This window comes from Actinoplanes oryzae, from assembly GCF_030757795.1.
GTDB lineage: Bacteria > Actinomycetota > Actinomycetes > Mycobacteriales > Micromonosporaceae > Actinoplanes.
This window is the reverse complement of the sequence record NZ_JAUQWH010000017.1, coordinates 1-26,286: the sequence shown is the minus strand read 5'-3', so window position 1 is coordinate 26,286 and position 26,286 is coordinate 1. Positions and strand designations below refer to the sequence as shown.

The 26,286-nt window shown below is 72.5% G+C and carries 24 protein-coding genes; 11 read left to right on the top strand and 13 right to left on the bottom strand.

All coding sequences use genetic code 11. The features are described 5' to 3' along the window. Positions 1 to 73: 73 nt before the first annotated feature. Positions 74 to 1,090, bottom strand: a complete 1,017-nt coding sequence (gene nusA, locus RBH18_RS08735; RefSeq protein WP_306205564.1) for a transcription termination factor NusA — start codon at positions 1,088 to 1,090, stop codon at positions 74 to 76. Beyond that, the gene (gene rimP, locus RBH18_RS08730; protein WP_306205562.1) at positions 1,087 to 1,758 is read right to left on the bottom strand and encodes a ribosome maturation factor RimP; all 672 of its coding nucleotides are present in this window, start codon (positions 1,756 to 1,758) and stop codon (positions 1,087 to 1,089) included. Before rimP ends, nusA begins: the two co-directional genes overlap by 4 nt. Positions 1,759 to 2,045: 287 nt before the next feature. Here rimP and RBH18_RS08725 point away from each other — a divergent pair, with 287 nt between their 5' ends. Both RBH18_RS08725 and RBH18_RS08720 read left to right on the top strand, forming a co-directional pair. Next, positions 2,046 to 2,489 carry a hypothetical protein gene (locus tag RBH18_RS08725; RefSeq protein WP_306205560.1) on the top strand — a complete coding sequence of 148 codons (444 nt, stop codon included), beginning with the start codon at positions 2,046 to 2,048 and terminating at the stop codon, positions 2,487 to 2,489. Next, positions 2,486 to 2,908 carry a ferritin-like domain-containing protein gene (locus RBH18_RS08720; RefSeq protein WP_306205558.1) on the top strand — a complete coding sequence of 141 codons (423 nt, stop codon included), beginning with the start codon at positions 2,486 to 2,488 and terminating at the stop codon, positions 2,906 to 2,908. Before RBH18_RS08725 ends, RBH18_RS08720 begins: the two co-directional genes overlap by 4 nt. Here the strand turns inward: RBH18_RS08720 and map are convergent. Beyond that, positions 2,905 to 3,762 carry a type I methionyl aminopeptidase gene (gene map / locus RBH18_RS08715; protein ID WP_306205556.1) on the bottom strand — a complete coding sequence of 286 codons (858 nt, stop codon included), beginning with the start codon at positions 3,760 to 3,762 and terminating at the stop codon, positions 2,905 to 2,907. The genes RBH18_RS08720 and map overlap by 4 nt on opposite strands. An 89-nt stretch (positions 3,763 to 3,851) precedes the next feature. On the opposite strand from map, the gene RBH18_RS08710 reads away from it, so the two are divergent. Beyond that, complete coding sequence (locus RBH18_RS08710) at positions 3,852 to 4,166, top strand: STAS domain-containing protein (RefSeq protein WP_306205554.1); 315 nt, start codon at positions 3,852 to 3,854, stop codon at positions 4,164 to 4,166. On the opposite strand, the gene RBH18_RS08705 is transcribed toward RBH18_RS08710, so the two are convergent. The 7 genes from RBH18_RS08705 to RBH18_RS08675 form a co-directional block, all read right to left on the bottom strand. Then, positions 4,153 to 7,731: a SpoIIE family protein phosphatase gene (locus RBH18_RS08705; RefSeq protein ID WP_306205662.1), complete on the bottom strand. Its 3,579-nt coding sequence runs from the start codon at positions 7,729 to 7,731 to the stop codon at positions 4,153 to 4,155. The genes RBH18_RS08710 and RBH18_RS08705 overlap by 14 nt on opposite strands. A 138-nt stretch (positions 7,732 to 7,869) precedes the next feature. Beyond that, positions 7,870 to 8,631 carry a gamma-glutamyl-gamma-aminobutyrate hydrolase family protein gene (locus RBH18_RS08700; protein WP_306205551.1) on the bottom strand — a complete coding sequence of 254 codons (762 nt, stop codon included), beginning with the start codon at positions 8,629 to 8,631 and terminating at the stop codon, positions 7,870 to 7,872. A 191-nt stretch (positions 8,632 to 8,822) separates the two neighbouring features. After that, complete coding sequence (locus tag RBH18_RS08695; protein WP_306205550.1) at positions 8,823 to 9,518, bottom strand: gamma-glutamyl-gamma-aminobutyrate hydrolase family protein; 696 nt, start codon at positions 9,516 to 9,518, stop codon at positions 8,823 to 8,825. Positions 9,519 to 9,745: 227 nt separating this feature from the next. Then, on the bottom strand, positions 9,746 to 10,510 hold the full coding sequence (locus RBH18_RS08690; protein WP_306205548.1) for a 3-oxoacyl-ACP reductase: 765 nt from the start codon (positions 10,508 to 10,510) through the stop codon (positions 9,746 to 9,748). Between the two features lie 6 nt (positions 10,511 to 10,516). Beyond that, complete coding sequence (locus RBH18_RS08685; RefSeq protein WP_306205546.1) at positions 10,517 to 11,878, bottom strand: aldehyde dehydrogenase family protein; 1,362 nt, start codon at positions 11,876 to 11,878, stop codon at positions 10,517 to 10,519. Between the two features lie 12 nt (positions 11,879 to 11,890). Continuing rightward, the gene (locus tag RBH18_RS08680; protein ID WP_306205544.1) at positions 11,891 to 13,237 is read right to left on the bottom strand and encodes a glutamine synthetase family protein; all 1,347 of its coding nucleotides are present in this window, start codon (positions 13,235 to 13,237) and stop codon (positions 11,891 to 11,893) included. Between the two features lie 14 nt (positions 13,238 to 13,251). Beyond that, a complete protein-coding gene (locus tag RBH18_RS08675; protein ID WP_306205542.1) occupies positions 13,252 to 14,754 on the bottom strand; it encodes an amino acid permease in 1,503 nt (500 codons plus the stop codon). Positions 14,755 to 15,491: 737 nt separating this feature from the next. Between RBH18_RS08675 and RBH18_RS08670 the strand changes: the two genes are divergently transcribed. The 6 genes from RBH18_RS08670 to RBH18_RS08645 all read left to right on the top strand — a co-directional run bounded on the left by RBH18_RS08670 (position 15,492) and on the right by RBH18_RS08645 (position 21,350). Further along, a complete protein-coding gene (locus RBH18_RS08670; protein WP_306205540.1) occupies positions 15,492 to 15,890 on the top strand; it encodes a MerR family transcriptional regulator in 399 nt (132 codons plus the stop codon). Between the two features lie 417 nt (positions 15,891 to 16,307). Continuing rightward, entirely contained in the window at positions 16,308 to 16,970 is a 663-nt protein-coding gene (locus RBH18_RS08665; protein WP_306205538.1) for a DUF998 domain-containing protein, read from the top strand. Then, positions 16,967 to 18,241 (top strand): sensor histidine kinase, encoded by a 1,275-nt coding sequence (locus RBH18_RS08660; RefSeq protein WP_306205536.1) that lies wholly within the window; start codon positions 16,967 to 16,969, stop codon positions 18,239 to 18,241. Before RBH18_RS08665 ends, RBH18_RS08660 begins: the two co-directional genes overlap by 4 nt. A gap of 292 nt (positions 18,242 to 18,533) precedes the next feature. Then, a complete protein-coding gene (locus tag RBH18_RS08655; protein ID WP_306205534.1) occupies positions 18,534 to 19,187 on the top strand; it encodes a response regulator in 654 nt (217 codons plus the stop codon). 217 nt (positions 19,188 to 19,404) lie between these two features. Continuing rightward, the gene (locus RBH18_RS08650; RefSeq protein ID WP_306205532.1) at positions 19,405 to 20,298 is read left to right on the top strand and encodes an ABC transporter ATP-binding protein; all 894 of its coding nucleotides are present in this window, start codon (positions 19,405 to 19,407) and stop codon (positions 20,296 to 20,298) included. Continuing rightward, positions 20,295 to 21,350, top strand: a complete 1,056-nt coding sequence (locus tag RBH18_RS08645; RefSeq protein WP_306205530.1) for an ABC transporter permease — start codon at positions 20,295 to 20,297, stop codon at positions 21,348 to 21,350. Before RBH18_RS08650 ends, RBH18_RS08645 begins: the two co-directional genes overlap by 4 nt. On the opposite strand, the gene RBH18_RS08640 is transcribed toward RBH18_RS08645, so the two are convergent. Genes RBH18_RS08640 through RBH18_RS08630 form a run of 3 tightly spaced genes read right to left on the bottom strand, consistent with a single transcriptional unit; the run spans position 21,347 to position 24,698 of the window. Continuing rightward, positions 21,347 to 21,919 (bottom strand): TetR/AcrR family transcriptional regulator, encoded by a 573-nt coding sequence (locus RBH18_RS08640; protein WP_306205528.1) that lies wholly within the window; start codon positions 21,917 to 21,919, stop codon positions 21,347 to 21,349. The two genes, RBH18_RS08645 and RBH18_RS08640, sit on opposite strands and share 4 nt — an antisense overlap. Positions 21,920 to 21,924: 5 nt before the next feature. Then, the gene (locus RBH18_RS08635; protein WP_306205526.1) at positions 21,925 to 24,144 is read right to left on the bottom strand and encodes a YhgE/Pip family protein; all 2,220 of its coding nucleotides are present in this window, start codon (positions 24,142 to 24,144) and stop codon (positions 21,925 to 21,927) included. After that, positions 24,141 to 24,698, bottom strand: coding sequence for an ABC transporter ATP-binding protein (locus RBH18_RS08630; protein WP_306205524.1), 558 nt, complete (start codon positions 24,696 to 24,698; stop codon positions 24,141 to 24,143). Before RBH18_RS08630 ends, RBH18_RS08635 begins: the two co-directional genes overlap by 4 nt. A 185-nt stretch (positions 24,699 to 24,883) precedes the next feature. Here RBH18_RS08630 and RBH18_RS08625 point away from each other — a divergent pair, with 185 nt between their 5' ends. Both RBH18_RS08625 and RBH18_RS08620 read left to right on the top strand, forming a co-directional pair. Beyond that, entirely contained in the window at positions 24,884 to 25,822 is a 939-nt protein-coding gene (locus tag RBH18_RS08625; RefSeq protein WP_306205522.1) for a hypothetical protein, read from the top strand. A gap of 48 nt (positions 25,823 to 25,870) precedes the next feature. Then, on the top strand, positions 25,871 to 26,272 hold the full coding sequence (locus RBH18_RS08620) for a peptidase inhibitor family I36 protein (protein WP_306205520.1): 402 nt from the start codon (positions 25,871 to 25,873) through the stop codon (positions 26,270 to 26,272). Positions 26,273 to 26,286 lie beyond the last annotated feature (14 nt).

Here is a 26,286-nt window from a genome sequence, read left to right as displayed (position 1 = left end):
ACAACCGATGCAGGTGCGCACCGGACCGGCCTCGCAAAAGTCTACTCCTCGGACGCGGCTTTCGCGTATCCGGTCAGCTTCCGGTCTCGGCGGCATCCCGCTCCGCGGCCGGGGCCGGCTCGTTGTCGGGCCGGATGTCGATGCGCCAGCCGGTCAGCCGCGCGGCCAGCCGGGCGTTCTGCCCCTCCCGGCCGATCGCCAGCGACAGCTGGAAGTCCGGCACGGTCACCCGGGCCGTCCGCGAGGCCAGGTCCACGACCTCCACCCGCAACGCCTTCGCAGGTGAGAGGGCGTTTCCGACGAACTGCGCGGGATCGTCCGACCAGTCGATGATGTCGATCTTCTCGCCGTGCAGCTCGCTCATCACGGCCCGGACGCGCTGGCCCATCGGCCCGATGCAGGCGCCCTTCGCATTGACGCCGGGCACCGTCGAGCGCACCGCGATCTTCGTCCGGTGACCTGCCTCACGCGCGATCGCCGCGATCTCGACCACCCCGTCGGCGATCTCCGGCACCTCGAGCGCGAAGAGCTTCTTGACCAGGGCCGGGTGCGAGCGGGACAGGGTGATCTGCGGGCCGCGGAAGCCCTTGGCGACGTGCACCACGATCGCCCGGATCCGGGACCCGTGCTCGTAGGACTCCCCCGGCACCTGCTCGGCCTGCGGCAGCACGGCCTCGAGCTTGCCGAGGTCGACGATCACGATGCCCTTCTCGGCCCGGGCGGCGTCGGCCTGCACGATGCCGGTGACCAGGTCACCGTCGCGGCCGGCGTACTCCCCGAAGTGGGCCTCGTCGGTCGCCTCCCGCAGCCGCTGCAGGATGACCTGCTTGGCCGTCATGGCGGCGATCCGGCCGAAGTCGTGCGGCGTGTCGTCCCACTCCCGCACGATCGCGCCGTCGGCGTCCAGCTCCTGGGCGAAGACCAGGGCCGCGCCGTTCTTGCGGTCGATCTCCACCCGGGCGTGGGACTCGGCCCCGTCCGTGTGCCGGTAGGCCGTGAGCAGCGCGGTCTCGATCGCCGCGAGGATCGTGTCGAACGGGATCTCCCGCTCGCGCTCCAGGGCGCGCAGCGCCGCGAGGTCGATGTTCACCTTCCCTCGCCCTCCCCATCCTCGTCGTCGTCGGTTTCGTCGTCATCGTCGTCGTCATCGTCGACGTCGTCCTCGTCGGCGAAGACCGCCTCGTCGAGCCGCTTGAACTCGATCTGCACCTTGCCGGGGCCGAGGTCGCCGTACGCGATCTCCTGGATCTTCCCGTCCACGTCGAGAACCACACCGGTCTCGTCGGCGGACGTGACGCGGCCGGTCAGCGACCGGCCCGCGACGGCGACCGTGACCAGCCGGGTCACGTTGCGCCGCCAGTGCCGGGGCAGGGTCAGCGGCCGGTCGACGCCGGGCGAGCCCACCTCCAGCTGGTACTCGCCGGCGAGCACCTCGCCGCCGCTCTCCTCGGCCGCGTCGAGCGCGTCCGAGACGGCCCGCGAGACGATCGCGACGTCGTCGAGGCTGATGCCGCCGTCGCCGTCCACGAGCACCCGGACCACGTGCCGGCGGCCGGCCCGGGACAGACTGACGTCCTCCAGGTCGTAGCCGGCGGCGACGATCACGGGCTCGATCACGTCACGGACCCGGGCGCGGGCGGCGACCAGGTCGATGCGGGGAGCCGCGGGCTGCTGCGGCGCACTGTCCTCCGCTCGCCCCCGGCCGCTGCCGGGACGGCGGTTCACCGGCCGGGCGCCGGCGCGACCACGCTGCGTCATCGGGCCCAACCCTTCTGTCTCACCTGTGGCGGGCCGACGGCGCCCACCAGGGATTCGCCGGGAACACCGGCATGCCACCGGGGCCATCTCCCCGGCGGCTGACGCAGAGCGTAACGCGCCGCGCGGAGGGCCCGGCCGCCGCCGCACCGATTCCGGCCCCCGCGAGGGTCCGCGAAGACCCCCACGGGCCCCGCCGCCCGGGCCATCGGCGCAGCTCACGACGCGGGTACGCCCCTCGGCGACACCGTGCGTGTGACTTCGTGCGCCCATAGTGTTGACTAGGCTTGATGAACAGACGTCAGCTCCTCGCCGCGGCCGCGGGGACCGCCGGTGTCACGAGCCTCGCGGGGTGCGGCCTCCTCGCGGACGACCCCCAGCCCGCCCCGCCCCCGGACCCGTTGCAGCCCGTGCTCGACGAGGCGCTCGCGCTCGCGGGGGCGTACGACCGGGCCGTGGTGGCCGATCCCGCTCAGGCCGGGCGCCTCGCCCCGCTCGCCGGGGACCATCGGGAGCACGCGACGGCGCTGGCGCAGCTGATCGGCGTCGGCCTTCCCGCGCCGGCAGCCTCGAGCGCACCGGCCGGCGCCGAGACCCTCGCCACATTGCGCAAAGCCGAGCAGGCGGCGCACAAGACCGCGGCCGCCGCGTGCCGGCAGGCCCCGGCCGAGCGCGCCGCGCTGGTGGGATCGATCGCGGCTGCCCGGGCGGCGCACGCGGAGGCCCTGCGGTGAGCGCCGAGCTGACGGCGGCCCTGGCGGCCGAGGAGGCGGCGATCTACGCGTACGGAGTGCTCGGCGTCAAGCTGACCGCCGACGCCGAGCAGACCGAGGCCCGCACCGCCGAGGAGAAGCACCGCGCCCGGCGCGACCTGCTCGTGGCGAAGCTGGCCGCTCTCAAGGCCAGCACCGCGCCGGCGCCGGCCGGTTACGAGCTGCCCTTCCCGGTGACCGACCCGGCGAGCGCCCGGAAGCTGGCCACGCAGGTCGAGGACGGCGTCGCCCAGGCGTGGCGGGCCGTCCTGCCCGTCACCGAGGACGGCGACCGCTCCACCGCCCTGAGCGCGCTGACCGACGCGGCCGTGCAGGCCACCCGCTGGCGCCGGCTGGACCAGGCGAGCCCGGTCACGCTGACCTGGCCAGGCCGTCCCTAGGGCAGCGTCAGGATCTCGTAGCCGTCCTCGGTCACCACGAGCGTGTGCTCGAACTGGGCCGTCCATCTGCGGTCCTTGGTGACCACGGTCCAGCCGTCGCGCCACATCTCCCACTCGTGGGTGCCGAGCGTGATCATCGGCTCGATGGTGAAGGTCATCCCCGGCTCCATGATCGTGTCGAGCCGCGGGTTGTCGTAGTGCGGGATGTAGAGCCCGCTGTGGAAGGTCTCGCCGATGCCGTGACCGGTGAAGTCGCGCACCACGCCGTAGCCGAAGCGCTTCGCGTAGGCCTCGATGACCCGGCCGACGGCGTTGATCGGCCGGCCCGGCGCCACCGCCCGGATGCCGCGCATCATCGCCTCGTGGGTCCGCTCGACGAGCAGGCGGACCTCCTCGCTCACCTCCCCCACCAGGAAGGTCGCGTCGGTGTCGCCGTGCACACCCCCGATGTACGCGGTGACGTCGACATTGATGATGTCGCCGTCCTCGAGCACCGTGCTGTCCGGGATGCCGTGACAGATGACCTCGTTGAGCGACGTGCACGACGACTTGGGGAAGCCCTTGTAACCCAGCGTCGACGGGTAGGCGCCGTGGTCGGTCAGGAACTCGTGCACGACCCGGTCGATCTCGTCCGTGGTCACGCCGGGCTTGCAGTGCTCGCCGGCGAGCTGGGTGGCCTGGGCGGCGAGCCGGCCCGCGACGCGCATCTTCTCGATCGTCTCCGGCGTCTGCACGTGCGATCCACGCCACTCTTTCGGGCGCTTCTTGCCCACGTATTCGGGACGGACGATCGAGGGCGGCACCGCCCGCCAGGGCGAGACCTTTCCCGGGGTCAGCGGGGCGCGAACGGTCATACCGCCAGACTAGCTCCGCGCCCGGGCGCTCCGGCCGGGACCGCACACCGGTTGTTGCCGCTCCTGGGCGCCTGTGTAATCGTGTCAGCGTGGATCAAGACGGCCCCGAGGCACCTTTCTCGGCGACCACGACGGTGGCGGACGGACACCTCACCGTGGTGGTCACGGGCGAGGTCGACATGTCGACCGCCGACACCATGTTCCAGGCTGCCACCGGGGGCGGCCCGGGCGCCGTGACGCTCGACCTGCGCGCGGTCACCTTCTTCGACTCGGCGGCGATCCATGCGCTGATCCGCCTCGCCGAGCGCTTCCCCGGCGCGCTGACCGTGGTCCCCTCCCCGCAGGTCCGCCGCGTCCTCGACATCTCCGGCCTGAGCACCCAGCCCTGGCTCACGACCGGCTGAGGCGCCGGCGCAGGGTCACCGAGGTGCCGTGCTCGGAGCGGACGACCTCCAGGTCCGACAGCGCCCCGATCAGCGCCAGCCCCCGCCCGCGGAAGCCCGGCCCGGTCGCCGGGCGCCAGCTGCCGGTGTCCCGGACGGTCGCGGTCACCTCGTCCTCGTCGAGCGACACCTCCACCGTGATCATCGGCTCGGCCGGGGCGATCGGGTGCTCGATGGCGTTCGCGGCCGCCTCGGAGACCGCCACCATGAGGTCGAAGATGTCGTTCTCGGGCACGTCGGCGGCGGTGAGGAAGTCCTCCAGCCGGCGGCGCAGCACGCTCAGCCGGGTCGGGTCCGCGGGCAGCCGCAGCCGGAACTCGCGCGGCTCGGTGGCCTGCAGCGCCAGCAGCGCGATGTCGTCGCGCCGGGGCCTCGGGGCCGCCTTGGCGAGCAGCGTGTCCAGCAGGTCCTCGACGTGGTCGGCGGGCTTGGCCAGGTCGGCGCGCACGTCGCCGAGGCCGATGTCGATGCCCTGCCGCCGGTCCTCCACCAGCCCGTCGGTGTAGAGCAGCAGCCGGCTGCCCGGCACCAGCCGCGTGCCGCGCGTCGGGTAGCGCGAGTCGCCCAGCGCACCGATCGGCGGCCCCAGCGCCGCCTCGTAGAGGAAGCCGGTGTCGCCGTTCGCCGCCACGATCGGCGAGGGGTGCCCCGCGGAGGAGAACTTCAGCTCGCGGGTCCGCGGGTCGAAGCGCACGCACACCACGGTGGCGAACTGCCGCCGGCCCAGGTTGTCGACCAGCCGGTTGAGGCGGGTCAGGGCCTCGCCGGGGTCGAAGCCCTCCAGGATGTACGCCCGGAGCGCGTTGCGCAGCTGCCCCATCCCGGCCGCCGCCTGCACGCCCTTGCCCACCACGTCGCCGATGACCAGGAAGAGCTGGTCGTCCGGGGCGGTGATGACGTCGTACCAGTCGCCGCCGACCTCGGCCTCGGCGCTGCCCGGCAGGTAGCGGCTGGCGACGATGGCACCGGGCACCCGGGGCAGCGACTGCGGCAGCAGGCTGTGCTGGAGGGTGCTGGCGATGCGGTGCTCGGCCTCGTAGAGCCGGGCGTTCTCCAGCCGCAGCCCGATCAGGCGGGCCAGCTGGGTCAGCACCGCGGGCTCCGCCGCGCCGTCGGGACCGGACCAGACGCTGAGCTCCCCGAGCCGCTCCCCCGAGGTGCCGGGCAACGGCAACACCGCATCCGGGGGTACGTCCACCGGGGCCCCGCCGTCCGCCTCGGCGCGGGCGCCCGGGGCGGTCACGATCACCCGGCCGGCGGACGTCATCGCGCGCACGTGCCGGGCGGCCACGTCGAGCACCTGGGCTGTCGTGCGTACCGTGTTGACGGCGGCCGCGGCGTCGACCAGCCCGCGCAGGCGGCTGATGATCTGCCGGCGCAGCTGCCCGAGCTCGAGGTTCGCGCGGACCCGGGCCGTCAGGTCCCGCGCGGAGAAGGGCTTGACGAGATAGTCGTCGGCCCCGACCGACAGTCCCTCGACCGAGGACTCCTCGCCGGCCCGGGCGGACAACACCAGGATCGGCAGGTCCCGCGTACGCTCGTCCGCCCGCAACGCCCGGATCAGCCCGAAGCCGTCCAGCCGCGGCATCATGACATCGGTCAGCACCAGGTCGAACTGCTCGCGGCGCGCCCGGTCGAGCGCCTCCTGCCCGTCGGCCGCGGCGACGACGTCGAAGTGCGGGCGCAGCAGCCGGGACACGTGGTCGCGCAGGTCGGCGTTGTCGTCGGCGAGCAGCACCCGGCCCCGGCGGCCCTGGCGCACCTGACCGGGCTCGTCGGCGCCGCCCGCCGGCTCGGGCGTGACGTCGCCGAGCCACCAGTGCGCCTCCTCCACGTAGAGGCGGGCCTGGTCGTCGGGGAGGGCCACCACGGCGTCCGCCACGATGCGGTCGCCGGGCAGGTGCGCGGTGCCCAGGGGGACGGTCACCGTGAAGGTGCTGCCCCGGCCGGGCTCGCTCGCCGCGGAGGCGGTGCCGCCGTGCAGCTCGGCCAGCTCACGGACCAGGGCGAGGCCGATGCCCGTACCCTCGTGGCTGCGCGACCAGGCACCGGTGACCCGGTGGAAGCGGTCGAAGAGCAACCGCTGCTCGTCGGCGGCGACGCCGACGCCGGTGTCCTGCACCTCCAGCACCGCCGAGCCGTGCCGCTCGCCGAGCCGCACGGTGATCCCGCCGGCCGGCGTGAACTTCACGGCGTTGGAGAGCAGGTTGAAGACGATCTTCTCCCACATCTCCCGGTCGACGTGCACGGGCGCGGACAGCGGCGGCGTCTGCACCTCCAGCGCCAGCCCGGCCCGCTCGGTCGCGGACCGGAAGGTGCCGGCCAGCCGCGCGGTGTAGTCGGCGAGGTCGGTCGGCCGGTAGGCGGCGCGCAGCCGGCCCGACTCCAGCCGCGAGAAGTCCAGCACGGTGTTGACCAGCTTGAGCAGGCGCAGACCGTTGCGGTGCATGGGCAGCAGCCGCTCCTGGACGTCGTCGCTCAGCCCCGGCGACTCGAGCAGCTCCTCCAGCGGGCCGAGGATCAAGGTCAGCGGGGTACGGAACTCGTGGCTCACGTTCGAGAAGAAGTTGGTCTTCGCCGCGTCCAGCGCCGCCAGCTCCGCGGCCCGCCGGCGCTCCTGCTCGTACGCGCGGGCGTTGGCCACCGCCTGCGAGATCTGCGACGTGGCGAGCCGCAGGAAGTCCCGGTAGCCGTCGTCGAGGGACAGCCGCGGGCTGATCGCCACCACCAGCGCGCCGACGTTCGCCGTCCCGGAGCCCACCGGCAGCACCAGGGCCTCGGCCGCCGCCACCGGCCCGGAGGTCACCCGGGCGAGCGGGATCGTGCGCAGCTCGCCGGAGCGCATGACCGCGTCGACCGTACGCCGCAGCTCCCCGGTGAACGGCCGGCACTGCGCGGCGGTGGACCCGCACACCCCGGCCAGGGCCGGCCCGTCGCCGCTCGCCGGGTCGTCCAGGTAGAGCGCCGCGAACGGCACGTCCTGCGGGTTCTCCCCGAGCAGCCCGGCCACCCGCGCCCCGAACCCGGTCCGGCCGTCCGCGCCGGACAGGCCCGACCCGAGCCGGCTCAGCGTGCGCACCCGCCGGTCCGCGAGGACCCGGCTCGTCTTGTCGCTGACGATGCAGAACACCCCGCCGACCGAGCCGTCCGCGAGCCGGATCGGGTCGTACGAGATGTCGAAGTAGGTCTCCTCCAGGAACCCGTGCCGTTCCAGCAGGAACGGGTGCTCGGCGGCCCAGAATGCCTCGTCGTCGCGGACCACGCCGTCGAACAGGTCCTCGAGCAGCTCCCACGTCTCGGCCCACAGCTCCCGGCCCGGGCGGCCCAGGTGCTGCGGGTGCTTGGTGCCCATGGTCTCGATGTAGGCGTCGTTGTAGAGGGCGACGTAGTCGGGCCCCCAGAAGACGACGATCTGGGCCTTGGACGCGAGCATCGTCGCCACGGCGCTGATCAGCTCCGGCGGCCACCCGGCCGGGTCGCCGAGCGGGGAGGCCGCCCAGTCGAGCTCGAGCATGCGGCGGCCCATCTCACCGCCGCGCTCGAACGCCGTCCGCAGCTGCTCCGGAAGGGCGCCGCCCAACGCAACCTCCTGGGCTGGTCCTGTGTGCTTCAGCACGCTAACCGTAGCCAGTCGGCGGCGCGGGGCAACCCCGGCCCAGGGGCCCTACGCGGCGAGCGGGTCCGCGGTGGGGGTGTGGGCGAGGCCGGAGCGCTTGGCGGCGGCTTGGACGAGGGCGGCGAAGACCCGGAGGTCGCCGGTGCGCTCGGGGTGCCACTGGACGCCGAGGGCGAAGGCGTGGTCACGGCCCTCGAGGATCTCGGTCACCCGGTCGTCGGGACACCAGCCGCTGATCGTGAAGGCGCCCGGGTCGTCGACGGCCTGGTGGTGGAACGAGTTGACGGTCAGCCGGTCGCCGAGCAGGGCCGCGGCCCGCGAGTTCCGCTGGAGCTCCACGTCGTGGCGGCCGAAGTCGTCGGCGCCGGCGGCGAGCGGGTCGGTGCCCGCCGCGGCCCGGTGGCGCTCGTGGCCGACGAGGTCGGGCAGGTGCTGGTGCAGCGAGCCACCGGTGGCGACGGCCATCACCTGCATGCCCCGGCAGACGCCGAGCACGGGCAGGTCGGCGTCGAGGGCGGCGCGCATGAGCATGAGCTCGGAGGTGTCGCGCACGGCGTCGACCTCGGTCGCCGGGTGCGGCTCGGCGCCCCACAGGGCGGGGTCCATGTCGCCCCCGCCGGCGAAGACCATGCCGTCGAGGGACTCGATCACGTCGGTGCCCGGGTCGTCGGGGGTGATGAGCACGGCGCGTCCGCCGGTGGCGTGCACGGCCTTGACGTAGGACATGGGCAGCATGCCCGCCATCAGGTCGGTGCCGTTGTACTGGACCTGCTGCGCGTACGCGGTCAGTCCGATCAAAGGCCTGCGCATGGGATCGCGGTCCTCCTTCGTCCAAATCTCCGTCATCGGCCGGGCCGCCCGGGTTCTGAGGACGGACGGCTCCCGGCCCCGGGCCGGGGGACGGCCGGGGATCCGATGCGGCGGGGGGTGGTGGCGCTTCGTCGCGCTTCTATACGGAAAAAGCGGCAGAAGCCGCCCGATAGTCCCCGATCCCGGGCGGTTCACCCGCTGGAGTGGCCCGCCGCGGCGACCAGGGCGCCGAAGATGCGTTTGTCGCGTACCACTTCAGGGTGCCACTGGACGCCAAGGGCAAACGCCTTGCGCGGATCTTCGACGGCCTCGGGCAGCCCGTCGGGTGTCCGGCCGGTCACGGTCAGCGAGCCCGCGTCGGCCACGCCCTGATGGTGGTAGCAGTGCACCCTCCGGTCGTCGCCCATCAGCGCCGCGATGCGGCTGCCCGGGACGAAGGTGACCTCCTGCTCGCCGTACACGCCGGGGGCCGGCCGGTGGCTCTCGTGGCCGAGCGTGTCCGGCAGGTGCTGGTGCAGCCGGCCGCCCGCCCCGACGGCGAGGAGCTGCATGCCGCGGCAGACCCCCAGGACCGGCAGGTCACGCTCGAGCGCCGTGCGGGCCAGCAGCACCTCGGCGGCGTCGCGCTCGGGCCGCATGACGGTCAGGGGTTCGGGCTCGGCGCCGTACAGGGCGGGGTCGAGGTCGGCGCCGCCGGAGAGCACCAGGCCGTCGAGCACGTCCAGCACGTCCGCGTCGAGGTCGTCCGGCGGGAGCAGCACGGCGCGGCCGCCGGCGCCGGTCACGGCCTGCACGTAGTCGTACGGGAGGAGGGCGGTGGGCAGGTCGTGCCACACTCCCCAGCTTGCCTGCTCCACATAGGTGGTGATGCCGATCACGGGACGCATCCGGCCCACCCTAATCCGATCACCAAGGGCCGGACAAGGCTCGCGGCGCCGCCCCTGGAGGCTGACGCCGCGTCCTGGCCGATGCTGTCCGCCGGCACAGCGATTGAAGCGTCTACCAGCGGAGATCCGACCCTTCGCCCCCGGCCATGGGGGCGTGCAAAGATCGGTGCCCGCGCCCTGCGGGGGCTAAACACATGTTTCGCGCAACCGTCGAAAGTGGCACGTTCCTAGAGAGGGGTGACATAGGCGCCGGTGATACCTCCGTCGACGACGAATTGCGACGCGGTCATGAACGACGCGTCGTCGCTGGCGAGGAAGGCGACCGCGGCGGCGATCTCCTCCGGCTCGGCGAAGCGGCCCATCGGCACGTGCACCAGGCGTCGGGCCGCCCGCTCCGGGTCCTTGGCGAAGAGCTCCATGAGCAGCGGCGTCGCCACCGGCCCCGGGCACAGGGCGTTGATCCGAATGCCCTCGCGGGCGAACTGCACGCCCAGCTCCCGGGTCATGGCGAGCACGCCGCCCTTGCTGGCCGTGTAGGCGATCTGCGAGGTCGCCGCCCCGAGCAGCGCCACGAACGACGCCGTGTTGATGATCGAGCCCTTGCCCTGCCGCTGCATGTGCGGGATGGCGTACTTGCAGCAGAAGAAGACGCTCGTGGTGTTGACCTTGAGCACCCGCTCCCACGCCTCGATGCCGGTGGTCAGGATCGAGTCGTCCTCGGGCGGGGAGATCCCGGCGTTGTTGAAGGCGATGTCCACCCGGCCGTAGCGCGAAGCCACCCCGTCGAAGAGCGCGCGCACCTGCTCCTCGTCGCTGACGTCGCACGCCACGAACTCGCCGCCCACCTCGTCGGCGGCCGCCTTGCCCGCGTCGGCCGAGATGTCGACCGCCACGACCCTGGCGCCCTCCGCCGCGAACCGGCGGGCGGTGGCCAGCCCGATGCCGCTCCCGGCGCCGGTGATGACCGCGACCCGATCCTGCAAGCGCTCCACTGGCGATTACTCCTCTGTCGAGATGAAGACGTTCTTGACGTCGGTGAAGCCGAGCACCGCGTCGGGGCCGAGCTCCCGGCCGAGGCCGGACTGCTTCATGCCGCCGAACGGCGTCCAGTAGCGCACCGACGAGTGCGAGTTGACGCTGAGGTTGCCGCTGTCGACCCCGCGCGACACCCGGAGCGCCCGGCCGACGTCGCGGGTCCAGATCGAGCCGGACAGGCCGTACTCGGTGTCGTTGGCCAGCGCGACCGCCTCGGCCTCGTCGCGGAAGCGCAGCACCGACACCACCGGCCCGAACACCTCCTCGCGCCAGTGCCGGTCGGCGGTGTCGCGGGCGAGCAGCACGGTCGGCGGGAACCACCAGCCGTCCCCGTCCGGTGCGCTGCCGGCGAAGGCGACGTCGGCCGCGCTCGTGTAGGACTCGACCCGGCTGCGCTGCGCGGCCGAGATCAGCGGGCCCATCTGCGCGGTCTCGAGCGCCGGGTCCTCGACGCGGAACGCCTTGACGGCCGGCTCGAGCAGCTCGAGGAACTTGTCGTACACGGAGTCCTGCACCAGCAGCCGCGAGCGCGCGCAGCAGTCCTGGCCCGCGTTGTCGAACACCCCGCCGGGCGCTGCCGCCGCGGCCTTCTCCAGGTCGGCGTCGGCGAAGACGATGTTGGCGCTCTTGCCGCCGAGCTCCAGGGTCACGCGCTTCACCCGCTCGGCGCAGCCCGCCATGATCGACTTGCCCACGGCGGTGGACCCCGTGAAGCACACCTTGCGTACGCCGGGATGCGTCACGAAGCGCTGCCCGACCACGTCACCCCGCCCGGGCAGCACCGTGAACACGCCCTCCGGCAGCCCCGCCTCCAGGGCCAGCTCGGCCAGCCGTACGGCGGTCAGCGGGGTCAGCTCGGCGGGCTTGAGCACCACCGTGTTGCCGGCCGCGAGCGCCGGGGCGAACCCCCAGCCGGCGATCGGCATCGGGAAGTTCCACGGCACGATGATCCCGACCACCCCGAGCGGCTCGTGGAACGTCACGTCCAGCCCGCCCGCGACCGGGATCTGCCGCCCGGACAGCCGCTCCGGCGCGCCCGCGTAGTAGTCGAGCACGTCGCGGACGTTGCCCGCCTCCCAGCGCGCGTTGCCGATCGTGTGACCGGAGTTGCGTACCTCCAGCTGCGCGAGCTCCTCCAGGTGCGCGTCGACGACCGCCGCGAACCGGCGCAGCAACCGGGCCCGGTCCCCCGGCGCCACCGCCCGCCAGCCGGGGAAGGCCCTCTCCGCCGCGGCGATCGCCGCGTCGGTCTCCTCGACCCCGTTCATCGGTACGGTCGTCAGCACCGCACCCGTCGCCGGCGCGATGACGTCATAGCTGTCCACGGTCACAGATCCTCACATGCGCTCGAAGCCACGGCGCAGCTCCCAGTCGGTGACCGCCGCGTCGAAGGCGGCCAGCTCCACCCTCGCCATGTTCGCGTAGTGGGCCACCACCTCGCCGCCGAACGCCTCCGCCGCCACTCCTCCGCGCTCCCACAGCCCGAGCGCGTCGCGCAGGGTCGTGGGCACGCGCGGGGCGCTGCTGTCGTCGTACGCGTTGCCCTGGAATTCCTCCTCCAGGTCGAGCTCGTGCTCGATCCCGTGCAGCGCGCCCGCGATCAGCGCCGCGATCGCCAGGTACGGGTTCACGTCGCCCCCGGGCACGCGGTTCTCCACGCGCATGCCCTGCCCGTGCCCCGCGATGCGCAGCGCACAGGTGCGGTTGTCGACACCCCAGCGCAGCGCCGTCGGCGCGAAGGAGCCGGGCTGATAGCGCTTGTACGAGTTGATGTTGGGCGCGAACAGCAGGCTGAACTCCCGCATCGTGGCGAGCAGCCCGGCGAGCACCCGCTGCCCGGTCACGGACAGGTGCGCCGGGCCGTCCCCGAGCATCGCCGAGCGCCCGTCCTCGGAGCGCAGCGAGAAGTGGATGTGGCACGAGTTGCCCTCGCGCTCGTTCGGCTTGGCCATGAAGGTGAGCGCCATGCCCTCCTGCGCGGCGATCTCCTTGGCGCCGTTCTTGTAGACCACGTGATGGTCGGCGGCGGTGAGCGCGTCGGCGTAGCGGAAGGCGATCTCGTGCTGGCCGAGGTTGCACTCCCCCTTCGCGCTCTCGGGCACCAGGCCCGCCCCGGCCATCTCGTTGCGGATGCGGCGCAGCAGCGGCTCGACCCGGGCGGTGCCGAGCAGCGAGTAGTCCACGTTGTATTGGTTCGCCGGCGTCAGGCCGCGGTAGTTCTTCGTCAGCGCGTCCTCGTAGCTGTCCTTGTAGAGGACGAACTCCAGCTCGGTGCCGGCGAAGGCGGTCAGGCCGTGCGCCGCCAGCCGGTCGAGCTGGCGGCGCAGGATCTGCCGGGGCGAGGCGTAGACGGGCTCCCCGCCGGTGGTCTCCAGATCGGCGAGGACCATCGCCGTGCCGGGCTGCCACGGGACCGGGCGCAGCGTCGAGAAGTCGGGCTTCATGACGAAGTCGCCGTAGCCGCTCGACCAGGACGACATCGCGTAGCCGTCGACCGTGTTCATGTCGACGTCGACCGCCAGCAGATAGTTGCAGCCCTCGCTGCCGCCGGTCACCACCTCGTCCATGAAGTAGCGCCCGTGCAGCCGCTTGCCCTGCAGCCGGCCCTGCATGTCGGTCAGCGCCAGCACCACGGTGTCGATGCTGCCGTTGTCCACCGCGACGTCGAGGTCCTCGAGATCCATGGGTCAGTCCTATCTCACGCGTCCGGCATGGTCTGCTCGCCGTGCGCGGCCTTGTCGATGAGGTTCTGCTTCGGGCCGGTGAACCACTTGCGGGCGCTCGCGAACCACCAGATCGTGGCGGCGCCGAGCACGACCGCCACGGCGACGATCGTGTAGTTGAAGGTCGACGCCGTGATCGGGCTCGCGGTCGGCAGGACGAACAGCACGCAGATGATCACGACCCACGCGATGGCGATCCAGCCGATCGGCGCGCTCCACCGGCCCAGGCTCCACGGGCCCGGCTGGAAGTCGGGGCTCAGCCGGCGCAGGAAGACCGGGCCCACGTACGCGATGTAGAGCCCGATGACCGCGATGGAGGTCGCCGCCAGATAGGCCGTCGTGTTCCACAGCGAGGGGAGCACGAGGAGGGTGCTGATCGTCACGCAGAGCCAGATGGAGTTGGTGGGCGTACCGGTGCGGGGGTTGACCTGCTTCCACAGCCGGGAGCCGGGCAGCGCGCCGTCGCGGGCGAAGGCGTAGGCCATCCGCGAGTTGGCCGTCACCGACGCCATCCCGCAGAACCACTGCGCCACCATGCAGATGAACAGCAGGAACGTGCCGGTGTCGTGGCCGGCCGCGTCGATGAAGATCTGGGCGGGCGGCAGGGCGAGCTCGGTCGTCCGCTCGGCCTCGTAGTCCTGGATCGACCACGTGATCGCGAAGAGCAGCACGAAGCCGGCGAGCACGGAGACGACCACGGACATCACGATCCCCCGCGGAGCTGCCCGCGCGGCGTCGTGCGTCTCCTCGGCCACGTGCGCGGAGGCGTCATACCCGGTGTACGTGTACTGCGCCATCAGGAGACCGATGAGCACCGCGTACGCGGCGGCGCCGCCGAAGGTGAAGCCGGTCTCGTTGCGTACCTCGAAGAAGACCTCGGAGATCGGCTTGTGGTTGTCGGGCACCACCGCGAGCACCGCGACGATGACGGCGACCCCGGCGAGATGCCACCACGCGCTCACGTCCGAGAGCAGGCGGACCAGGTTGACGCCGAACGTGTTGAGCAGCCCGTGCGCGACGATGATCACGAGGAAGATCAGGAACGTCCGGCCGGTGGTGACCTCCATGTCGAAGGTCAGGCTGAGGAACGCCGACGTGGTGATCGCCGCGCCGAAGTCGATGGCGGCGGTGACCGCGACCTCGCCGAGGAAGTTGAACCAGCCCACGAACCAGGCCCAGGCGGCCTTGTTCCGCTTGGCGAGCGCCGCGGCCCACCAGTAGAGCGCGCCGGCCGTGGGATAGGCGGAGCACACCTCCGCCATGGCCAGCGCGACGAAGGTCACCATGATGCCGACGAAGAGCCAGCCGAGGGTGATCGCGAGCGGGCCGCCCGCGGTCATGGCGATCCCGTACGACGTGATGGCGCCGGCCAGGATCGAGATGATGGAGAAGGAGACGGCGAAGTTGGAGAAGCCGGAGAGCCGGCGGTGCAGTTCCTGCTGGTAGCCGAGTTGGGCGAGGCGTGCCTCATCGCTCATGTGAACTCCCTGTGACGTAGGCCACGTCGTCGGGTGATCTTCTCGCCGGAGCGTTACGACAGTCAATGCGGAGTGTTAATTATGTTGCCGGTGGCCGGGACAGAACCGCACACTCAGGGACATGCTGACGCCGGGCTTCCTGGCGTACGGGCCCTCGGCAGGCCCGTGACGGCGCGGGGCGCGGTCACCTCTCTCACTCAGGTCAAGCGCCCGCCCCGCGCCCTCACCACCCTCGATGGAAAACGTCAGACTGTCCGGAAAAGCCCAGAAAATCTACAGCGTCGAGACTAGAAATCGTGTCTTGATCGGCATAGCATTCGTGGAGTCGGCGGAACGCTCGCCGGCAGGCCCGGACGCCGAGTTGGCTAAGGAGGACGAGATACCGCAGCGAAGCGAAATCAGACCGTCCCCGACCCGACAAGAGGTGATCGCAGCCGATGCCCATCACAAGGCCATCCGCTAGCGGCACGCAGGCGGACTGACCACACGCCGGCGACGGCCGGCAGCAGAACTGAAAAGCCAAGGCCCCGGTGACCCGCCGGGGCCTTGGACTGCGTCTCGCTTCCGCTCCGGTTTCTTTCTCCCGTCGCCCGGTCCCTTTGGCTCCTCGGCGCCTCGTCCCAGTTCCTCTCGCTCCTCGGTCCCTCTCGCTCCTCGGTCCCTCTCGCTCCTCGGTCCCCCTCGGTCCTCGGTCCCTCTCGCTCCTCGGTCCCTCTCGCTCTTGGGGAAGCAGCAGCATGAGCAGTGCCCTCGACGACAACGACTACCCCGCCTACACGATGGGCCGCGCCGCCGAGCTGATCGGCGTCACCCCGGCCTTCCTCCGCAGCCTCGGCGCCGCCGGCCTGATCGAGCCCGAGCGCTCCCTCGGCGGCCACCGCCGCTACTCCCGCCACCAGCTGCAGCTGGCCACGCGCGCCCGCCAGCTGCTCGACGAGGGCCTGCCGATGACCGCGGCCTGCCGCATCGTCACCCTCGAGGATCGCCTCGCCGCCGCCCACCGCCACATCGAGGAACTGGGCGGCACCCTCACCGCCGAGGACGACGCCGACCTCCCGACCGGCACCCAGCCGGACATCGCCCGCCCCACCTACTACCCGTCACCCCGCACCGGCCGCTCGACGCCCGCCCCCTAGCCGGCCGCCCACACCCTGCCCCTTCCCCTGGTCACGGGCGTGACCGCGCCGGCCGCGGGCACGAGCTCGCAGGCCCCCCTTGCAACGCGCAGCTCGCGGGCTGCCCTCGGAGCGCGCGGGCCCGAGCGTGCCGGCCAAGTGCCGACCTTGGGCCGGTGTGCCCGCCGGTCCTGGGCCGCGCCTGGGCCGGGCTGGGCCGCGCCTGGGCCGCGCCTGGGCCGGGCCTGGGCCGCGCCTGGGCCGGGCTGGGCCGCGCCTGGGCCGGGCCTGGGCCGGCCACGGGCCCACCCTCCCAAGGGGGCAGGCCCCCGCTGACAGTGTGGCAAGGAGGGCGTCATCGTGCGGACCTGCCTGTGGACAACTCGCGGCTGTGGATAACCACGGGTCTCGTCAGGCACGGGCCCTAGCCTTGATCGCGTGCTCACCCATGATCACCGTCGCAGGCTTGCCGCCGGGGCTGCCTGCCTGGTTCCCGCCGGCGCCTTGACCATGCTCGTCGCGCTCGTGGCGGCGCCCGGGTCGTGGCTCACCGGTTATGTCAGTGAGGCGGCCGTGCCGGGGCTGCCGTTCGCCGCCACTTACCGGTGGGGGTTCTTCGCCGTCGCGTGCGGGGTGGCGTTGCTCGCCGGGGCGTTCGGGGCGGTGGTGCGGTTCGCGGGGCCGGTGCTGGGGGTGGCGGCGGGGCTGGCGGCGACGTCGGCGGCGGTGCCTTGCTCGGTGGGGTGCCCGCTTCCGCCGTACGAGCGGGCGACGGTGACCGATCTCGTGCACGGCGGGGCCAGCATCGTGGGGCTGGTCCTGCTGGCCGGAGCCATGGGTCTGACCGTGATCGACCAGCGGGCGGGCCGGGTGCAGCGGCGGCTGGCGGCGGTGTCGGGGGTGGTGATCGTGCCGGTGGGGGCGGCGCTGGGGCTCACCATGCTGATCGTGGGGCGGCACCCGCTCGGTGCGGCGCTCGAGCGGGTGGCGCTGGTGGTGGCGGTGGCGTGGCTGACGGGAGCCGCGCTGCTGGCGAGCCTGCCGGCCGGGACGATCGGGGGTCGCCCCCGTGCTCGCGATCATGCGAGAGTCGACGCATGACCCCCGCCGACCAGTGGATGCCGCCGCCGCCCACCGCCCGGCAGCAACGCGTCGACGTCGTCATCGGGCTTGCCGTGGCCGCGGCGGCAGTGCTCAACGGCTATGTCTCCCGCAGTGTCGGCGTCATGGGCGGCCTCAACGTGCCCAGCGTGCCCGAGCAGATCGCGTGGGGGCTCGCCATCTGTCTGCCGCTGTGCGTGCGGCGGCGCTATCCGGACGCGGTGGCGCTCGTGGTCGCCGTGCTCTTCACCGGTGGGCAGCTGCGCTACGTGCAGGAGCAGAGCGCCGCGTCGGTCGCGCTGATGACCGCCATCTACACGCTCGGGGTGTGGGGCCGCGATCACCGCCGGTCCAAGGTCATCCGGATCGTCATCGTGGCGGGCATGTTCGCGTACCTGGGAATCAGCTGGCTCATCTCCTGGCGCGACGTGGCCGAGCACACGCCCGAGCACGCGTCGGGCGAGCTGTCGCCGCTGATCGCCCAGCTGATCAGCAGCATGTTGATCAATGCGGCGTTCTTCGGCTTCGCGTACCTGTTCGGGGAGGCCGTGTGGCAGTCCCGTTACCGGCAGCATCTCGTCGAGCAGCAGTCGGCGGCGCTGGTCGAGGCGCAGCGGGAGGCCGGGCAGCGCGCGCTGCTCGACGAGCGGCTGCGGATCGCGCGGGAGCTGCACGACGTGGTCGCGCACCACGTGTCGGTGATGGGCATCCAGGCGTCGGCGGCCCGCCGGGTGCTGCGCAAGGACGCCGAGCTGGCGAGCACCGCGCTGACGTCCGTCGAGGAGGGCGCCCGCACGGCGGTCGGCGAGCTGCGGAAGATGCTCGGCGCGCTCCGGGCTTCCGACGGCAGTGCCGAGCGGGCCGGGACCGCGGCCGGCGTCGAGCGGGTGGCCGATCTCGCCGATCGCGTACGGGCGGCGGGCCTCGCAGCCAGCTACGGCGTCTACGGCGACCCGGTGCCGGTGCCCGCCTCGGTGTCGCAGGCGGCCTACCGGATCGTGCAGGAGGCGGTGACCAACACCCTCAAGCACGCGCACGCGACCACGGTGGACATTCGAGTGCGATATCTGGCCGGCGAGCTGGAGGTCGACGTGGCCGACGACGGGCGCGGCCCCGCCCACGACTCGGCCGAGGGCCCGGGCATGGGGCTGACAGGGATGCGGGAGCGGGTGGCCGTGCACGACGGGACGCTCGAAGCGGGGCAGCGCACCGGCGGCGGATTCCGGGTCCGCGCCCGGCTGCCCCTCGACCAGGCCACGGTGAACGCATGACCCGGCCGCCGCTGCGACCACCACGCCACCGTGAACGCATGACCCAGCCGACGCTGCCACCACCACGCCACGGTGAACGCATGACCCAGCCGACGCTGCCACCACCACGCCACCGTGAACGCATGACCCAGCCAGCGCTGCCACCACCACGCCACCGTGAACGCATGACCCAGCCGGCGCTGCCACGACCAGGCCACGGTGAACGCATAACTCAGCCGCTGCTGGTGCGACAACGCCACGGCGATGGCATGTATGGGGAGCTGCGCGCTTTCCGGCGGGGCGCGGTGGGCGCATGATCCGGGTGCTGCTGGCGGATGATCACGCCCTGGTGCGGACGGGCTTCCGGGTCATTCTGGAGAGTGAGGACGACATTCAGGTCGTCGGCGAGGCCTCGGACGGGCGGCAGGCCGTGGATCTGGCCGGGCGGCTCGCGCCGGACGTGGTGCTGATGGATGTCGAGATGCCGGGCACGGACGGGCTCGCGGCGACCCGGGAGATCACGGCGGCGCACGGGCCTGCGGTGCTCATCCTCACGACCTTCGACCGGGACGACTATCTGTTCGCGGCGTTGCAGGCGGGGGCGTCGGGCTTCCTGCTCAAGAACGGTACGCCCGAAGCGCTCACCGAGGCCGTCCGCGTCGTGGCCGGCGGGGACGCGCTGCTCGCCCCGCAGATCACGCGCCGGGTGATCGAGGCGTTCGCCACCGTGGATCTGCATCGGCCGGAGAAGGCTCGGGTCACGGAGCTGACCCCGCGTGAGCACGAGGTGTTCGTGCTGCTGGCGCGGGGCTGCACGAACGCCGAGATCGCGGAGCAGCTGCACCTGGGCGAGACGACCGTGAAGACCCATGTCAGCCGCGTGCTGATGAAGATCGGGGCCCGGGACCGTACGCAAGCTGTGGTGCTGGCCTATGAGTTGGGGGTGGTGAGACCAGGCTCTTCCTGACTGGACCGGGGTCATCGACCACAGGCCGGGAGCTTTGTCGACGGACCGGTGCCCGGACTTCATCAGGGCCATCTACGAGACGATCAGCGGGGAGACGGACGACCTGCCCGCGCGGGTTCGCCGGCTCGCCGGTGTGGAGGGTCCTCCTGGAGGAGGACATCGACGGTCCTTCGCCAGCCCGACGCGCGCGGCGCCGCGGGAACCTAGCGTTACTGCCATGACCAACGTGCTGAGTGTTGACGATGTCAGCCGCAGCTTCGGGGACCGGCAGGTGCTCAAGAAGATCTCGTTCGACGTGGCGGCGGGCCGGATGACCGGCTTCGTCGGCGCGAACGGTGCGGGCAAGACCACGACCATGCGCATCATGCTCGGAGTGCTGGCCGCCGACGCGGGCGAGGTCACCTGGCAGGGCCGGCCGCTGACCCGGGACGTGCGGCAGCGCTTCGGCTACATGCCGGAGGAGCGCGGCCTCTATCCGAAGATGTCGGTCCTGGACCAGGTCGTCTATCTGGGCCGGCTGCACGGCATGTCCGCCGCGGCCGCCAGGAGCTCCACCGAGTCGCTGCTCGAGCGGCTCGGGCTCGCCGACCGCGCGGGTGAGCAGGTCGAGAAGCTGTCGCTCGGCAACCAGCAGCGGGTGCAGATCGCCGCGGCGCTGGTGCACGACCCCGAGGTGCTGGTGCTGGACGAGCCGTTCTCCGGCCTCGACCCGCTCGCCGTCGAGGTCGTGCTGGCCGTGCTGCGCGACCGGGCGGCCTCGGGCGCTCCCGTGCTCTTCTCCAGCCACCAGCTGGACGTCGTGGAGCGGCTCTGCGACGACCTGGTCATCATCGCGGACGGCACGATCCGGGCGGCGGGCAGCCGTGCCCAGCTGCGCGCCGAGCACGCGCTCCCCCGCTACCGCCTCGAGGTGGACGGGGACGCGGGCTGGCTGCGCGACCACCCCGGCGTGACGCTCGTGGACCTGGACGGGCCCGTCGCCGTGTTCGACCTGGCGAACGGCGAGGACGACCAGGCCGTGCTGCGCGCCGCCCTCGCCCGGGGGCCGGTCCGCGCGTTCGCCCCCGTCACTCCCTCGCTCACCGAGATCTTCCGGGAGGTCAACCAGTGACCGTGTTCGATGCTGCCAAGCTGGTCGCGGCCCGCGAGGTGCGAGTCAAGCTGCGCGACAAGACCTTCCTCTTCAGTACGGCCTTCTTCCTGATCGTCACCATCGGCAGCTTCGTGATCCCGAGCCTGCTCAACGGCGGCCCGACGAAGGTGGCCGTCTCCCTGCCCGCCGCCGTGGCCCCGCTGCAGAGCGCCGACTTCGAGGTGACCGCGGCCCCGGACGACGCGGCGGCCGAGAAGCTGGTGCGTGACGGCGACGTGGCAGCCGCCGTGGTGTCCGGGCCCCGGGTGCTCGCCATGGACGACGCGCCGTCCGATGTGGTGGGCGCGCTGAGCGTGGCGCCGCCCGTCCAGCTGCTCGACCCGAACGCGATCGACCCGGCCCTCGACTACCTCGTGCCGTTCGCGCTGGCGTTCCTGTTCTTCATCACGTCGTTCACCTTCGGCATGCAGATCGCGCAGAGCGTGACCGAGGAGAAGCAGACCCGGATCGTGGAGATCCTGGTCTCCAGTGTGCCGGTGCGGGCGCTGCTCGCGGGCAAGGTGGCGGCGATGACGCTGCTCGCCTTCGGTCAGATCGCGCTCATCGCGATCGTGGCGATCGTCGGCGTCCGCATCGGGGACATGGACACCGAGGTGGTCGGCCGGCTCGGGCCCACGATCGCCTGGTTCCTGCCCTTCTTCGTCCTCGGCTTCGTCATGCTGGCGACGCTGTGGGCCGGGGTCGGCGCGCTCGCCGCCCGGCAGGAGGACCTCGCCGGCACGTCCACCCCGCTGCAGATGATTGTCATGCTGCCGATGTTCGCGGTGGTCTTCCTCAGCGACAACGACGCGGTGATCCGGGCGCTGTCCTATGTCCCGCTGTCGTCGCCGATGGCGATGCCGATCCGGCTCTTCCGGGGCGACGCGGCGGTGTGGGAGCCGATCGTGGCACTGGTGATCCTCGCGGCCACGGCGGCGGTGTTCCTCGCCCTCGGATCGCGGATCTATGAGGGGTCGCTGCTGCGCACCAACGGCCGTACCTCGTTCAAGACGGCACTGGCCCGAAGCTAGACCCGGCGGTGCAGGATGGCCAGCAGGCTCTTCTCGACGTCCTCGATCGGGCGGTCGGGCTGGAAGACCAGCCAGTCGACCGCCACGACGAGGCCCACGCCGAAGAGGGCCGAGCTGGCCACCCGCACGTCGAGGTCGGCCGGCAGCTCGCCCGAGTCGACGCCGGCCCGGACGGTCTCGGCGATCACCCCGATGGCCTGCTCCCGGAGCAGGACCAGGGTCTGCTGCCACTCCCGGTTGGTGCGCCACATCTCGGAGAGCAGGAGCTGGGCGAAGGCCCGGTACTGCCGGATGTACTCCAGCTCGGCCCGGACCAGCGCCCCGACCGCCTCGCGCGGCGGCAGCCCCGCCACGGCCTCCCGGAAGGCCGTCGTCAGCAGCCCGATGCCGTGCCGCAGCAGCTCCTCGAAGAGCGCGGTCTTGGAGGCGAAGTTGTAGTAGACGGTGCCCTTGGCGACCCCGGCCCGCAGGGCGATGTCGTCCACGGTGGTCGCCGAGAAGCCCTGCTCCGCGATCAGCTCGACGGCCGCCTCGTACAGCTTCTGGCGGGTGGCTTCTCGGCGTCCCACGGTTGTCAGATCACCAGCTCCGGGTGCAGGGCGGACGGGGTCAAGCGGCGCTTGCGGTGCGCCACCACGATCGTCAGGGCGAGCGCCCCGAGACCGTACGCCAGCAGCGCCACCAGGCCCGACACCACCGTACCCGCCGGGCCGCCGTCGATCGTGTGCCGCAACGCCCCGACGGTGTACGTCATCGGGAGCAGCGGGTGGATCGCCTGGAAGAAGCCGGGCGACGTCTCCACCGGGTACGTGCCCCCGGACGACGTCAGCTGCAGCATCAGCAGGGCCAGCGCCACGATGCGCCCGGCCGGCCCGGCCGCCGCCCCGAGCAGTTGCATGATGGCGGCGAACGCCGTGGCCGTCAGCATCAGCAGGCCCAGCGTCAGGACCGGCGACACCGGGTTCAGGCCCAGTCCGAACACCACGACGGCGAAGAGCAGCAGCGCCTGGACGAGCCCGACGGCGACCGCGGGCAGCAGGCCGGCCAGCGCGACCCGGTACGCCGGCGTGCCCGACACCAGGTAGCGCCGGTTGAACGGGCGCAGCACCATGAACGTGATCATCGCCCCGACCCACAGGGCCAGGCTGAGGAAGTAGGGCGCGAAGCCGACGCCGTAGGTGGCCGCCGGGTGGCGTACGGTCCGGTCGAGCTGCACCGGGTTGCCGAGCAGGTCCGCGCGCTGGGAGGGGTCGTCGCCGTACGAGGGCAGCTGGTCGGCGCCGTCGCTGAGCCCGGACGCGAGTTTCGCCGCGCCGGTCTGCAGGTCGCCGAGCCCGCTCGCGAGCTGGGCGCCGCCGGCCGAGAGCGAGCCCAGCCCGCCGGCGAGCTGGTTTCCGCCGGCGGCCAGGGTGTCCAGGCCCGAGTCGAGCTCCCGGGCGCCCGAGGCCAGCCGGAAGAGGCCGCCGCGCAGGTCGTCGGCGCCGGCTGCCGCGTCCTGGGCGCCGTCGTTCACCTGTTGCGCGCCGGTGGCCAGCTGCCCGAGGCCGGACGCGAGCTCGTCCACCTGGGATCGAGCCGCGGCGACGTCGTCGGCCAGGTGCGGCGCGGCGGCGGCCACCTTGCGGGCGTCGGCGGCCACGGCGGTGAGGCGCTTGCTGAGCGCGGTGAGATCCGAGTCGTCGATCGCCGTACGCACCCGCCGGGCCGCCGCCACGAGCTGGGCGGCATCCTCGCGCGCCTGGTCGATGCCGGGCGTGTCGTCGGGCAGCCCGGCCAGGTAGTCCTGCAGCCGGGTCGCGGTGCGCACCGCGTCGTCGGCCGCGTCGTCGAGCCGGCCCACGTTGCGGGCGAGCAGATCGGCGCCCTGGGCGACCTCCCGGGCGGCGTCCTGGATGGCCTGGGCGTTGTCGCGCAGCACCGGCTCGATGCGGTCGGCGGCCTGGTCGACGGCGGTCGCGAGCTGCCGGCCGCCGGTGGCCGCCTGCCGCGTCCCGGTGACGAGTTGCGCCGTCCCGGCCTGGAGCGCGGCGAGACCGTCGGCGAGGTCGTCCGCGCCCTGGGCCGCCGTGCCCAGACCGCTGGACAGCTGACCGGCGCCGGTCTCCGCGTCGCCGAGACCGTCCGCGAGCCGGCCGGCGCCGGTTTGCGCGTCGCCCAGACCGTCGTTGAGCTGATCGGCCCCGGACTCGGCGTCGGTCAGGCCGTTGTCGATCTTGTGCGCGCCGTCCGCCGCCTCCTGGGTCTGCGACTGGGCGTCGGTGAAGCCGATGAGCATCTTGTCGAAGTAGCCGCTCTGCGCGGACTGGGCGGCTGCCGCCCGTACCTCCGCGAAGGCGGTCTTGGAGAAGATGCCGGACAGGTAGTTGGTCGCGTCGTCGTTGACCACCAGCAACTCGGCCGCCTTGGGCTGGGCGTGCTCGTCGGGCCCGGTGGTGAGGTTGGCGGAGAAGTCACTCGGGATGCGCAGGGAGAGCTGGTAGCTGCCGTCGGCCAGGCCCGCCTCGGCGCCGCGCTCGTCGGTCACGTGCCAGTCGAAGACCTCGCGCTCGATCAGCTCATCGGCGAGGTCTTGACCGGCGTGGACCCGGGTGCCGTCGGTCGCGGTGGCCGCCTTGTCCTCGACGACCAGGGCGGCGGGGATGTGGTTGAGGCGGCCGTAGGGGTCCCAGAACGCGTACAGGTAGAGGGCCCCGTAGAGCAGCGGGACCACGCAGAGCACGGCGAGGGCGGCAGCCGGGAGGCGGCCGCGGAGGAAACGGCGCAGCTCGAAGCCCGCCAGCCGGATGCTCGTCATTGTGCCCCTCCCAGCCGCACCACGGTGGCGACGTCGACGTCGATCTCGCGCGCCGTCACGATCACCGCGGCGCTCAACTGTCCGATTAGTTCCCATAGGGCGGCGCGCTCGGGCGCGTCGAGACCGTCGTCGACGCCGTCGAGCGCGATGAGGTCCGGCTCCGCGATGCCGGCCAGGATCAACCCCAGGACCTGCTTCTCGTACGGGCTGAGCTCGAAGCCCTTCGCCTCGGCGCGCAGGTCGCGGAGGTCCACTTCGGCCGGTTTGCGCCCGGAGAGCAGGAAGCGCTCCCGGACATGCTCGGCGACCGTCAGCACCGGTTCGGGCTCGGAGACTCCGGGCACGTGCCCGAGCGCCACCCGGCCCGTCACGTCCACCCGTCCGGCGTCCAGCTTGAAGCGCTGAGCCAGGGCGAGCAGCACCGTGGTGCGCCCACTTCCGGGCGGGCCGACGACCGCGGCCACCTCACCGGGTTCGACATCGACGTCGAGGTCACGGAAAAGCCACCGGCGGCGATGCTTGACGCCCGCCCCGGCCGCGTGGAGTACCGGCATGTCGCCACCTACTTTGCACTGACTGGTCAGTTCAAAAACATACCCCTCCCGGACATCGATGAGCGTCGGCGGTGGCGCACCTCACCATGGGCATCTCCGGTTAGCTGTCTGACCTGGGGTTGATCTGTCTTCCGGGGACAGCACGGCCTTGTCCGGGCGATTCACGGCCGTCGATCGTGGTTCGCATGGTCGTTCCGCCCACCCGGTTGCTTCTGTTCGTCGTCCTGCTGGCTGCGGCCTGCGGGAGCCCGCAGGTTTCGCCTCCTGCCCCGCTGCCGGCTTCGATGCCGGCCGTGCTTCCGGCCGACGTGCGGTCGTTGGCGCGCGGTGCCGATGACGCCGGCGCCTTGCGGCTGGCCGAAACGGTGCTGATCGCCCGCTGCATGCGACGCGCCGGCTTCGACTATTCCGTGGACGCCGCGGAGGTGCGGAGCGAGCTGGCCGCTCCCCCGCCCCCGGCGTCCCTCGACTCCGCGTGGCCGGAGGACGACGAGAAACGTGCCGCCGCCGCGGCGGCCGTCCCGAGTGCGGCCGCGGAGCCGCCCCGGCCTCGGAGCACCCTCGAACGCTACGTCGAGGGACTCGATCCGGCTCGCCGCGAGGCGTTCGCCACCGCCCTGTACGGCGACCCCGCGACCGGCCCGGCGGTGGAGGTACCCATGCCCAGCGGCACCGTGCGGCAGAGCCGGGCCGGCTGTCGCAGCGAGGCGCTCCGGCTGCTCTACGGCGACCTCGACGCGTACGTGCGGGCCCGGATCACCAAGGACAACCTCAACCCGCTCGTCCAGGCCCGGGTCACCGCCGACCCGGCCTTCACGGCCGCTCTGGCCCGGTGGCGGACCTGCATGACGGAACGGCACTGGGCCGTCGCCGACCCGGCCGAGCTCACCGCCCGCGTCGCGGCGCTTCCCTCCGATCAGCAGGCCGCGCAGTCCCGGGCCGCCGCCGTGACCTCCGCGCGGTGCAACCGGCAGGCCGGCCTGTCGGCGACCGCACGACGGCTCGCTCCGGCCGCCCGGCGACGGATCCTCGCCGACCTGAGTGCCCAGCTCGCCGATTTGTCCCGCCGGGAACAGGCCGCGCTGCCGTACGCGCGCCGCCTGCTCGCCGGCGAGGACTCCTGAATTCCCGGGACCGACCCGGGTGCACACCGACACCACGAAGGAGCACCAATGATGAAACGCATCCTGGCCGCCGTGCTCGGCCTCGCCGGCGCCGCCGCGTCCATCGCGGTCGCCGCGTCGCCCGCTCAGGCCGCCGTCCCCCAGCAGTGCCCGTCCGGGTCGTTCTGCGTCTACAACGACGTCGACTTCAAGAACGGCGTCTGGGGCACCCCCGGCAACGACAACGACTGGGGTGACAACTGGTTCAGCAACCGCTCGGCCAAGGTCTTCAAGCACGACTCGTCCTGGTACAACCACGGCATCCTGTCCGGCCCGACCTTCGTGCGGGTGTACGACAACTACAACCGGACCGGCGCGATGACCATCTGCCTGCAGGCCGGCACGTACTTCGCGAGCAAGCCCTCGTCCAGCGACCACGGCGTCTCGCACGGCTGGTACTACAACTGCTGACCGTGCGGCGGGCG

Excerpts from the sequence above, each read along its gene's own strand:
- rimP (WP_306205562.1), bottom strand. The coding sequence starts at position 1,758 with ATGACGCAGCGTGGTCGCGCCGGCGCCCGGCCGGTGAACCGCCGTCCC.
- RBH18_RS08725 (WP_306205560.1), top strand. The coding sequence starts at position 2,046 with ATGAACAGACGTCAGCTCCTCGCCGCGGCCGCGGGGACCGCCGGTGTC.
- map (WP_306205556.1), bottom strand. The coding sequence starts at position 3,762 with ATGACCGTTCGCGCCCCGCTGACCCCGGGAAAGGTCTCGCCCTGGCGG.
- RBH18_RS08705 (WP_306205662.1), bottom strand. The coding sequence starts at position 7,731 with ATGGGCCGCCGCATGCTCGAGCTCGACTGGGCGGCCTCCCCGCTCGGC.
- RBH18_RS08700 (WP_306205551.1), bottom strand. The coding sequence starts at position 8,631 with ATGCGCAGGCCTTTGATCGGACTGACCGCGTACGCGCAGCAGGTCCAG.
- RBH18_RS08695 (WP_306205550.1), bottom strand. The coding sequence starts at position 9,518 with ATGCGTCCCGTGATCGGCATCACCACCTATGTGGAGCAGGCAAGCTGG.
- RBH18_RS08680 (WP_306205544.1), bottom strand. The coding sequence starts at position 13,237 with ATGGATCTCGAGGACCTCGACGTCGCGGTGGACAACGGCAGCATCGAC.
- RBH18_RS08675 (WP_306205542.1), bottom strand. The coding sequence starts at position 14,754 with ATGAGCGATGAGGCACGCCTCGCCCAACTCGGCTACCAGCAGGAACTG.
- RBH18_RS08670 (WP_306205540.1), top strand. The coding sequence starts at position 15,492 with ATGAGCAGTGCCCTCGACGACAACGACTACCCCGCCTACACGATGGGC.
- RBH18_RS08660 (WP_306205536.1), top strand. The coding sequence starts at position 16,967 with ATGACCCCCGCCGACCAGTGGATGCCGCCGCCGCCCACCGCCCGGCAG.
- RBH18_RS08655 (WP_306205534.1), top strand. The coding sequence starts at position 18,534 with ATGATCCGGGTGCTGCTGGCGGATGATCACGCCCTGGTGCGGACGGGC.
- RBH18_RS08650 (WP_306205532.1), top strand. The coding sequence starts at position 19,405 with ATGACCAACGTGCTGAGTGTTGACGATGTCAGCCGCAGCTTCGGGGAC.
- RBH18_RS08635 (WP_306205526.1), bottom strand. The coding sequence starts at position 24,144 with ATGACGAGCATCCGGCTGGCGGGCTTCGAGCTGCGCCGTTTCCTCCGC.
- RBH18_RS08630 (WP_306205524.1), bottom strand. The coding sequence starts at position 24,698 with ATGCCGGTACTCCACGCGGCCGGGGCGGGCGTCAAGCATCGCCGCCGG.
- RBH18_RS08625 (WP_306205522.1), top strand. The coding sequence starts at position 24,884 with ATGGTCGTTCCGCCCACCCGGTTGCTTCTGTTCGTCGTCCTGCTGGCT.
- RBH18_RS08620 (WP_306205520.1), top strand. The coding sequence starts at position 25,871 with ATGATGAAACGCATCCTGGCCGCCGTGCTCGGCCTCGCCGGCGCCGCC.